Consider the following 2,106-nt stretch of genomic DNA (forward strand, 5'->3'; position numbering starts at 1 on the left):
TCTCAATCAGAGGGCTCTGCTATCCTTCGACGATGCGGTGCTCGAATCCGCGGTGATCCCTCTGTGTGCCGCCCTGGCAGCCCAGGAGCACGGTGACGCGCGTCGTGCCCTGGACCTGTTGCGGATAGCGGCAGAGATAGCCGAACGGGAAAACTCAGAAAAGGTCACCGAACTGCACGTCTACAAGGCCAAGAACAAGATGGAGCTAGACTGTGTCAGTGAGGCAATACGGACACTGCCATCCCAATCGAAACTAGTGCTGATGTGCGTGGTCATCCTGAACGAGTGCGGAATGGAGAGGCTGACCACCGGGGACGTCTACGAGAAGTATAAGGACCTGAGCCGGATCGTCGGCCTGAGCGTTCTGACGCAACGCCGCATAACCGACCTGCTGTCTGAACTGGACATGATGGGCATCATCCATGCCAAGGTCCGTTCGTTCGGCCGGGGAGGGAGGACCAAGGAGATCGACCTTAGCGTCCCCACCACCGAGATAAAGAAGGTCCTGGAGGAGGACGATACTTTCCAGGCGCTCAAGAACTACAAGCCCAAGGGGCAGACCACGCTGATCTGAGAGGTCAGCGGTCCTTCTTCTTTACGGCCCGTTTGTCCGGCTTCTCTTCGACCTCTGGCTTCTTGGGCTTCATCCTCAATGCCATCCTAACCCTTCCCCACATATCGATACCCTTTCTTCTCAACATGAACTCGGTGACGTCAAGGATGACCGGGATGGCAACAATGATCACAATGGTCAGGATCAGGTCGGTCTTGCTGTTCTCGGGGGTCTGCGCTGGCATATTTCCGCCGGCCCAGAGCTTGATGAGGCCGAACCAAGGCACCTCTCCGCGAGCCTCTCCGACGATCCATTGCGCCGTCACTGGTTGATGCGCGATGTTGGCCATTGGTGACTGGTCATAGAGAAGATTGTGATCTCCTTTGGTTATTAGGCCGCCGTGGGGGGCGATGCCGTTGGACTCGTAGTAGCTAAGAATGCTGGAAAGGCTGATGGTGACCGTCTGGTCCCGATAACCAACATGATAGATCTCGAGGGAGGATTTCAGGTCATACCATATTCCGGTGTGCTGCCCCCCGACACTCCATTTGTCCGTAGGGACATTGGCCAGCGAGGGTACGTCGAAACTATAGGATGTGCTATTGAACTCCAGTTCAACGATCGCTCGATGAATGACTGGCTTTGCCAGGACGCTCCCGTCCCGGTTATAGATGACCACGTCCCCATAGTCTCCATAGGTCTTGTAACCCTCGTTGTAACTGGACACATAGGTCTTGATCTCCGATAACGAAGAAACGGTCTTGACAATGACCAGATCGCCAGTATCGATCACACCGATGTAACTGGTGGTATCAGAATGCTGCATGCTCTCCGATTCGACAACGACCAATGGTGGCCAAAGGCCGCTGTACGCGAAGAGGCCTAGGATTATCACAATGACGATCGCTGCGGCGATGAACAGCCCTTTGAAACCCTTCAGGGCCTTCATCGCCTTGGCTGCCGTGTCGCTCACGGCTGGGCTAACAGCAGTGGTTGTTCATTATGATTTCTAGCGATCCCTCTCTTTTCGGAGACCATTCCCGCACATCCGTTCTGCTTTAGCGGGTTTTACAGCGATCGGACAAGACCGCCCGCATAGTAGGAATGTTGTTATCCTGGAAGAAGATTCACCAATAAAGATGATGCAATCCTCAGTGAGACCCGACAATGACACCTACTTCATGAGCATGGCCGAGCTGGTGGCAACCCGGTCGACCTGCCTGAGACGAAAGGTCGGTGCTGTGATAGTCAAGGAGAAACGGGTGCTTACGACCGGTTACAATGGAGCGCCGAAGGGTCTTCGGCATTGCGAGGAAGTAGGGTGCGTCAGGCTGGAGAATCACATCCAATCGGGAACGAGACACGAGCTGTGTCGCGGAGTCCATGCGGAGCAGAACGCGGTCATCCAGGCCGCATATTTCGGGGTCAGCATCAAGGACGCGGCGGTCTACACCACCAATTTCCCTTGCGTTCTGTGCGCGAAGATACTATTGAACGCAGGGATAATCGAGATCATCTACCAGGACGACTACGTTGATGAACTTTCTAGATCG

Annotated in this window: 3 protein-coding genes; 2 read left to right on the top strand and 1 reads right to left on the bottom strand. The window is 54.8% G+C overall.

What is annotated here, in order from left to right; translation table 11 throughout:
• Positions 1 to 574: cell division control protein Cdc6 (locus VGK23_13205; GenBank protein HEY3421503.1), on the top strand; the 574-nt coding region annotated here is incomplete at its 5' end.
• A gap of 4 nt (positions 575 to 578) precedes the next feature.
• Here the strand turns inward: VGK23_13205 and VGK23_13210 are convergent.
• The gene (locus tag VGK23_13210) at positions 579 to 1,526 is read right to left on the bottom strand and encodes a S26 family signal peptidase (protein HEY3421504.1); all 948 of its coding nucleotides are present in this window, start codon (positions 1,524 to 1,526) and stop codon (positions 579 to 581) included.
• 166 nt (positions 1,527 to 1,692) lie between these two features.
• On the opposite strand from VGK23_13210, the gene VGK23_13215 reads away from it, so the two are divergent.
• A partial coding sequence (locus VGK23_13215; GenBank protein HEY3421505.1) for a dCMP deaminase family protein occupies positions 1,693 to 2,106 on the top strand: 414 nt, incomplete at its 3' end.

The sequence above is a fragment of the Methanomassiliicoccales archaeon genome (assembly GCA_036504055.1).
GTDB lineage: Archaea > Thermoplasmatota > Thermoplasmata > Methanomassiliicoccales > UBA472 > DASXVU01.